The sequence below is a fragment of the Streptomyces sp. CLV115 genome (assembly GCF_038448545.1).
Taxonomy (GTDB): domain Bacteria; phylum Actinomycetota; class Actinomycetes; order Streptomycetales; family Streptomycetaceae; genus Streptomyces; species Streptomyces sanglieri.
This window is the reverse complement of sequence record NZ_JBCEWQ010000109.1, coordinates 23,639-29,869: the sequence shown is the minus strand read 5'-3', so window position 1 is coordinate 29,869 and position 6,231 is coordinate 23,639. Positions and strand designations below refer to the sequence as shown.

The following is a 6,231-nucleotide window of genomic DNA, read 5'->3' as shown; positions in this document are numbered from 1 at the left end:
TCCCGGCGCCGCCCACCGTCACAACTCGGCACCGCCACCGCCCGCACCGTCGCCTCGGAGCAGCGTCATCAGCTCCCGCGCGCCGGGGCTCAGGTACGGGGCCGCCGGGAGCACCACGACGCTCTCGTAGCAAGGCTGTTGCGTCCCTTCGAGGTCCACCGTCACCAGCCCCCGGGCCTCGGGCTTGCGGGAGAAGTGGTGCGGCACCAGCGCGATGCCCAGCCCCTCGTGCACCAGCTCCAGCAGGCTGTGCACGTCGTTCACCTCCAGCCCCACCGTGCGCCGCACCCCCGCCCGGCCGAACGCCCCGTCCGCCGCCCGCCGCGGACCCCAGTCCGGATGGAAGTCGATGAACGACTCACCGGACAGCTCACGCCAGGCGACACGCTCCGCCGCCGCGAACCGGTGACCCGGCGCACAGAGCACGACCATGGGCTCGCGCGCCAGCGGAATGAGATTGCCGCGCCACTCGTCGGCACCGACCGTCGCGGCGAAGGCTGCATCGAGCCGCCCGCCGGCCACCCCGTCCACCAGGCTCGTGGTGCCCTCCTGGCGGAGCCGGATCTCCATCAGCGGATGCTTGCGGTGGAAGGCCGCCAGCAGACGCGGCAGACGCACCCCCGGCACGCACTGCTCCACGCCCACCGACAGTGTGCCGCGCAGCAGCCCCCGTACCGCGTCGACGGCATCCCGCGCGGCCCGTGCCCCCGCCAGCGTCCGCTCGGCCTCCACCAGCAGTGCGTGCCCGGCCTCCGTCAGCCGCACGCTGCGCGTGGTGCGGCTGAACAGCGGCGTCCTCAGCTCGTGCTCCAGGGCCCGGACGGAGGCGGAGAGCCCGGACTGCGACACGGCGAGGCGCTCGGCGGCCCGGGTGAAGTGCTGTTCCTCGGCGACGGCGACGAAGTGTTCCAGCTGACGCAGTTCCATGATTGAGAAATATAGGTGCTGAATCCCAGCAGAATCTTCTGTTGGACTGCTGGATCGCCGTCGGCCAACCTGGACCTGCGAACCGCACCCGCCTCTTCCGTGGAGCCCGCATGTACCTTCCGTCCGCCGACCGCTACCAGGCCATGCCCTACCGGCGCGCCGGACGCAGCGGACTGCTGCTTCCCGCGCTCTCCCTCGGCCTGTGGCACAACTTCGGCAGCGACAGGACGCCGGAGACCCAGGGCCGGATCCTGCGGCGCGCCTTCGACCTCGGCATCACCCACTTCGACCTCGCCAACAACTACGGACCGCCGCCCGGCGCCGCGGAGTCCGCGATGGGACGGGCACTGGGGACGGACTTCGCCCGGCTCCGGGACGAGCTGGTCATCTCGACCAAGGCGGGCTACCTGATGTGGGACGGTCCGTACGGGGAGTGGGGGTCCAGGAAGAACCTGCTCTCGTCGCTGGACCAGAGCCTCACCCGGCTCGGCCTCGACCACGTCGACATCTTCTACTCGCACCGTCCCGACCCCGGCACTCCGCTGGAGGAGACGATGGGCGCGCTCGACTCGGCGGTGCGTCAGGGCAAGGCGCTGTACGTCGGCATCTCCAACTACTCGGCCGAGCAGACCCGCCAGGCCGCCCGGATCCTCGACGGGCTGGGCACGCCGCTGCTCATCCACCAGCCGCGCTACTCGATGCTGGACCGCGGGGCCGAGGACGGTCTGCTCACGGTGCTCGACGAGCTGGGCACCGGATCGATCGCCTACTCGCCGCTGGAGCAGGGCATCCTTTCCGACCGCTATCTGCGCGGCATCCCGGAAGGCTCGCGCGCCGCGGGCAGCAGCCCCTTCCTGACGCCCGAAGCGGTCACCCCGGAGCTGGTGGACCGGCTGCGGGCGCTCGACGAAGTGGCTTCCGCACGCGGCCAGTCCCTCGCGCAGCTGGCGCTCGCATGGGTGCTGCGGGGCGGCCGGGTCACCTCCGCCGTGGTCGGGGCGAGCAGCGTCGCCCAGCTGGAGAACAGCGTCGAGACGGTCCGGCACCTGGATTTCGCCGACGAGGAGCTGGCCCGGATCGAGGAGATCCTCAAGGGACGGACCACCGGCTGAGCCGCCCGGCGCCCCCGAGTCCCCGGACATCACCGCGGAGCGGGGCGGCGAGCCGTTCCCCGCCACCCCGCATGCTCACGCGACGGCGTCCCGGGGCGGACCTCCGTAACGGTGGGCCCACGGCAGGGCCTCCTCCAGCGCGGCCGATATGCCGAGCAGCAGGTCCTCGCGGCCCCAACCGGCCGTGAGCGAGACCCCGAGGGGCAGGCCCTGCGCGCTCCAGCCCAGCGGAAGGCTGACGGCCGGGAATCCGGTGGCGTTCGCCAGGACGGTGTTGCCGGTGAACGCGGTCATCGCGGCCAGTTCCGCCGCCGGGTCGGCGTCGTCGCGCAGCTGACCGACGAGCGTCGGCGGGGTGGTCACGGTCGGGGTGATCACCACGTCCGCGCTCGCGTAGTCGAGTGCCCAGGCGCGGGCGCGGGCCTGGACCACACCGATCGAGGCGGCCAGCTCGGCCGAGCTGAACTCCTGTGCCCGGGACCGGAGGTGACGGACGATCGGGCGCAGCGAGGACTCGTCGAACGGCATGGTCCTGGACCCGACCAGTGCCGTGAACATCACCTGGAAACCCTCGGTCAGCTCGGGGTCCGGTGCCTGGTTTCGGACGAACACATCGTGCCCGAGCTCCGCCAGCGTCCGGGCGGTGAGCTCCGCGGCGGCGGCGACCTCGGGGTGCACGGGCGAGCCGGAGACCGACCCCTGGGCGAGCGCGATCCGCAGCCTCGGCACGGGTGCGTCGCAGGCGCGCTCGTAGCTGCCGGTCCGGGGCGGATGCACGGTACCGGCGCCGGTACGGCTGGTCAGTACGTCGAGGAACGCGGCGGTGTCGCGGACCGTGCGGGCGAGCGGCCCGCGCACGGAGAGCCCCATCCCGTCATTCCCGTTCGGCCCCGCGGTGACCAGGCCCCGGCTGGGCTTGAGCCCGACCACCCCGCAGGCGCTCGCGGGGGAGCGCACCGAGCCCGCGGTGTCGCTGCCCTGCGCGATCGGCACCAGCAGCGCACCGACCGCCGCCGCCGCGCCGCCACTGCTGCCGGCCGCGCTCCGGGTGAGGTCGAACGGGCTGCGGGCCGGACCGGACACCTCGGGCTCGGTGTAGCAGGCGGCCCCGAACTCGGGAACGGTGGTCTTGCCGAGGCTGATCAGCCCGGCGTCCGACATGACGTCCACGATCTCGTCGTTGTGCCCGGGAACCCAGTCGCAAAACAGCGCGGAACCCAGTGTGGTGCGTACGCCCGCGGTGGCCTCCAGGTCCTTGACCGCGGTGGGCACGCCGAACAGGCGCGGCAAACCGGCGCGATCCGTCGTGCGCAGTACGCGTTCGGCCCCGGCCGCCGCGGCGCGGGCCCGGTCGGCCGACACGGTGGTGAACGCCCCCACCCGGTCGCCGTCCGCCATCCGGGCCAGCAGATGGTCCACGACTTCGACGGGCCCCGTCCCGCCGTTCTCGTAGGCGGCGGCCAACTCCAGGGCCGTGAGGTCGTGCAACTCCGTCATGCGCGCTCCCATTGAAGTTCCGTTACGCGTATCGATATGGTGCGTTCATGGTGGTCGAGAACGCAAGCACTTCGAAGAACGGCCGTCCCCGGGCGGTCACGCTCGACGCGGTCCTGGACGCGGCGACCGAGCTGGCCGACGACCGGGGGCTGGACGCCGTGACCTTCCGCGCGCTGGCCGACCGGCTGGGCGTGTCACCGATGGCGATCCACCGCACGACGGGCGGCATCGACGCGCTCCAGCACGCGCTGGTGTCCCGGATCGTCGGCGAGGTGACCCGGTCGGTGGACTGGCCGGACGACTGGCGCGGCATTGTCCGGCTGTTCGCCGACACGCTCCACGACCTGCTCATGCGGCACCCCGTCATCCTGGAGGCGCACCGCCGCGCCTCCCTGGTCGGGCCCGGCGCCGACGACGTCGCGTACCGGGTCGTGGCGGGGGGGGGGGGGGGCGGGCGGGACGGGGTGGTGGCGGCGCTGCGCAGCCCCGGGCTGGACGAGGAGGCCGCCGCGTACGCGTACGGCACCCTGCACGACTTCGTCACCGGGCACGTGGCGATCCGGCTCGGCCGCGGTGATCTGGAACTGATCCAGGTCCCGCCGGAACGCCGGGCCGCTTCGGTGTTCGCCGACTACCACGACTACGACCGCAGGTTCTCCTTCGGCCTCGACTTCGTCATCGGCGGAATCGCCGCCGCTGCCGTCACCCCCGCACCCCACGAGGAGCAGTGATGACCCCCTCCCCGCCGGACCCGCCGAAGACGCCGGAGACGGACCTGCCGCAGACGCACCGCCTGACGGCCCCTGGCGGGCGCCGCATCGCGTACTGCTCGTACGGCGATCCCACCGCCCCGCCCGTGATCGTGCTCCACGGCACGCCCGGCAGCCGCTACGAGGGTCTCGCCCTGCGGCAGGCGGCGGTGGACGCCGGCCTGCATCTGGTCTTCCCGGACCGCCCGGGGTACGGCGAGACCGACCCGGTGCCCGGTCGCGGCTTCCACCGCTGGAACGACGACTTCGTGGCCCTGCTCGACCACCTCGGCCACGAGCGGGCCACGCTGGTGGCGATCTCCGGCGGCGGCGGGTACGCGCTCTCGGCGGCCCAGAAGCACCCCGCCCGGGTCACGAGACTGATCCTCGCCTGCGCCGCCGTCCCCGGAGCTCCCGGCTCCGCGTACGCGCGCCGGATCCCGCTGGTCAAGTGGATGAACCGGATCGTCGTCTGGGCCCCGGCGCTCGCCCGGCCGATGCTCGCCGGCAAGGGGATCTTCAAGAAGACGAGGAACGAACCGAACCTCGACGCCTGGCCCCGCTCCGACCGGCTGATCATGAGCACCCCGGCCTTCCGCGCGCTGTCCGAGGTGGACACCACCGAAGGCCAGCGCCAGGGCGTGGACGAGGTCATCACCGACCTCGCCGGCTATTCCCGCCCGCTGCCGGACCCGCTGGCCTCGGTCTCCGTGCCGACCCTGTTCATCCATGGCGAGGCGGACGGCAATGTCCCCATCGAGGTGGCGCGCTGGGCGCACGCACAGATGCCCGGCTCCGAGCTGCGCACCGTCCCCGACGGCGGACACCTGTTCCTCCTCGCGGACCCGGAACCCCTCCTGCGCGAACTGACCTGAGCGATGAGCCCGCCGGTGTGAGGATGGCCGTCATGACATGGACGGCACCTCGCATCGAACGCACGACGGCCGCCGGCGACCAGCTGAACGTTCCGGGCACCACGGACGAGCGGCCCATGCTGGAGGGCTGGCTCCGCTGGCACCGGGAGACGCTGCTCACCAAGTGCGCCGGGCTCACCGCCGAACAGCTCGCGCGCACCACGGCCGAACCGTCGGGCCTCACCCTGCTCGGGCTGGTGCGGCACCTCGCGGAGATCGAACGCTGGTGGTTCCGGCGGAGTTTCGCGGGGGAGCCGATCGGCGATGTCTTCACCGCCCCCGGCGACGGCGACGAAGGGCTCCAAGGGGTCGAATCGGCCCACGCCGAGCGCGACTTCGCCGCGTACCGGGCCGAGGTCGACGCGTGCGAGGCCGCCGTGGCGGGACGGGGCCTCGACGAGACCTTCGTGTCGGCCACCCGCGGCCGGACCGTCAGCCTGCGCTGGGTGTTCCTGGTGATGATCCAGGAGTATGCCCGGCACAACGGCCACGCGGACCTGCTGCGCGAGCGGACCGACGGCGCCACGGGCGACTACCCCGCACCGCGATGACAGCGGCCGGCCCCCACCGGGGACCGGCCGCTGCTCGTCCGCGTGGCGCACGGCGCCGCCCCTCAGCCGGCGTCCGCCCCGCCCGGATACACGGCCGCGAAGGACGACCGGAAGAGGGCGTCCACCTCCGGGCCGCTGAGGCCCTGCGCCCGCGCCTCGTTCAGCCACTCGGCGAGCGAGGCGCGCAAGGGGGAGCCGGGGCCCGACTGGGGCGGGACCAGGGAACGGGTGATGAAGGTGCCCGCCCCCTGCCGTACCTCGGCGAGCCCCGCGCGCTCCAGCTCGCGGTACGCCTTGAGGGTGGTGTTCGGGTTGACCTTGGTCTCGGCCGCCACCTGGGCAGCCGTGGGCAGCCGGTCCCCCTCCTCCAGGGCGCCCATGCGCAGCGCCTGTTCGACCTGCCGCACGATCTGGAGGTACGTCGCCACTCCGCTGCGCCGGTCGATGCGGAACACGACCACTGCCTTCACCTCCCGTTCGA

Annotated in this window: 7 protein-coding genes; 4 read left to right on the top strand and 3 right to left on the bottom strand. The window is 73.0% G+C overall.

Features of this window, described 5'->3' with window-relative positions; all coding sequences use genetic code 11:
- Window positions 1-18: 18 nt before the first annotated feature.
- Entirely contained in the window at window positions 19-927 is a 909-nt protein-coding gene (locus AADR41_RS29430; RefSeq protein WP_342284469.1) for a LysR family transcriptional regulator, read from the bottom strand.
- A gap of 110 nt (window positions 928-1,037) precedes the next feature.
- Between AADR41_RS29430 and AADR41_RS29425 the strand changes: the two genes are divergently transcribed.
- The gene (locus AADR41_RS29425) at window positions 1,038-2,039 is read left to right on the top strand and encodes an aldo/keto reductase (protein WP_342284468.1); all 1,002 of its coding nucleotides are present in this window, start codon (window positions 1,038-1,040) and stop codon (window positions 2,037-2,039) included.
- A 75-nt stretch (window positions 2,040-2,114) separates the two neighbouring features.
- On the opposite strand, the gene AADR41_RS29420 is transcribed toward AADR41_RS29425, so the two are convergent.
- A complete protein-coding gene (locus AADR41_RS29420) occupies window positions 2,115-3,536 on the bottom strand; it encodes an amidase (protein ID WP_342284467.1) in 1,422 nt (473 codons plus the stop codon).
- 47 nt (window positions 3,537-3,583) lie between these two features.
- Between AADR41_RS29420 and AADR41_RS29415 the strand changes: the two genes are divergently transcribed.
- Genes AADR41_RS29415 through AADR41_RS29405 form a run of 3 tightly spaced genes read left to right on the top strand, consistent with a single transcriptional unit; the run spans window position 3,584 to window position 5,750 of the window.
- Window positions 3,584-4,267 (top strand): TetR/AcrR family transcriptional regulator, encoded by a 684-nt coding sequence (locus AADR41_RS29415; RefSeq protein WP_342284466.1) that lies wholly within the window; start codon window positions 3,584-3,586, stop codon window positions 4,265-4,267.
- Complete coding sequence (locus AADR41_RS29410) at window positions 4,267-5,160, top strand: alpha/beta fold hydrolase (RefSeq protein ID WP_342284465.1); 894 nt, start codon at window positions 4,267-4,269, stop codon at window positions 5,158-5,160. Before AADR41_RS29415 ends, AADR41_RS29410 begins: the two co-directional genes overlap by 1 nt.
- Window positions 5,161-5,192: 32 nt before the next feature.
- A complete protein-coding gene (locus tag AADR41_RS29405; RefSeq protein WP_342284464.1) occupies window positions 5,193-5,750 on the top strand; it encodes a DinB family protein in 558 nt (185 codons plus the stop codon).
- A gap of 62 nt (window positions 5,751-5,812) precedes the next feature.
- Here AADR41_RS29405 and AADR41_RS29400 read toward each other — a convergent pair whose 3' ends face one another.
- Window positions 5,813-6,220, bottom strand: coding sequence for a GntR family transcriptional regulator (locus AADR41_RS29400; protein ID WP_342284463.1), 408 nt, complete (start codon window positions 6,218-6,220; stop codon window positions 5,813-5,815).
- Window positions 6,221-6,231: the final 11 nt, after the last annotated feature.

Bases quoted from the DNA above. Each gene is read 5' to 3' on its own strand.
- AADR41_RS29420 (WP_342284467.1), bottom strand. From the start codon at position 3,536: ATGACGGAGTTGCACGACCTCACGGCCCTGGAGTTGGCCGCCGCCTAC.
- AADR41_RS29430 (WP_342284469.1), bottom strand. From the start codon at position 927: ATGGAACTGCGTCAGCTGGAACACTTCGTCGCCGTCGCCGAGGAACAG.
- AADR41_RS29415 (WP_342284466.1), top strand. From the start codon at position 3,584: ATGGTGGTCGAGAACGCAAGCACTTCGAAGAACGGCCGTCCCCGGGCG.
- AADR41_RS29425 (WP_342284468.1), top strand. From the start codon at position 1,038: ATGTACCTTCCGTCCGCCGACCGCTACCAGGCCATGCCCTACCGGCGC.
- AADR41_RS29405 (WP_342284464.1), top strand. From the start codon at position 5,193: ATGACATGGACGGCACCTCGCATCGAACGCACGACGGCCGCCGGCGAC.
- AADR41_RS29410 (WP_342284465.1), top strand. From the start codon at position 4,267: ATGACCCCCTCCCCGCCGGACCCGCCGAAGACGCCGGAGACGGACCTG.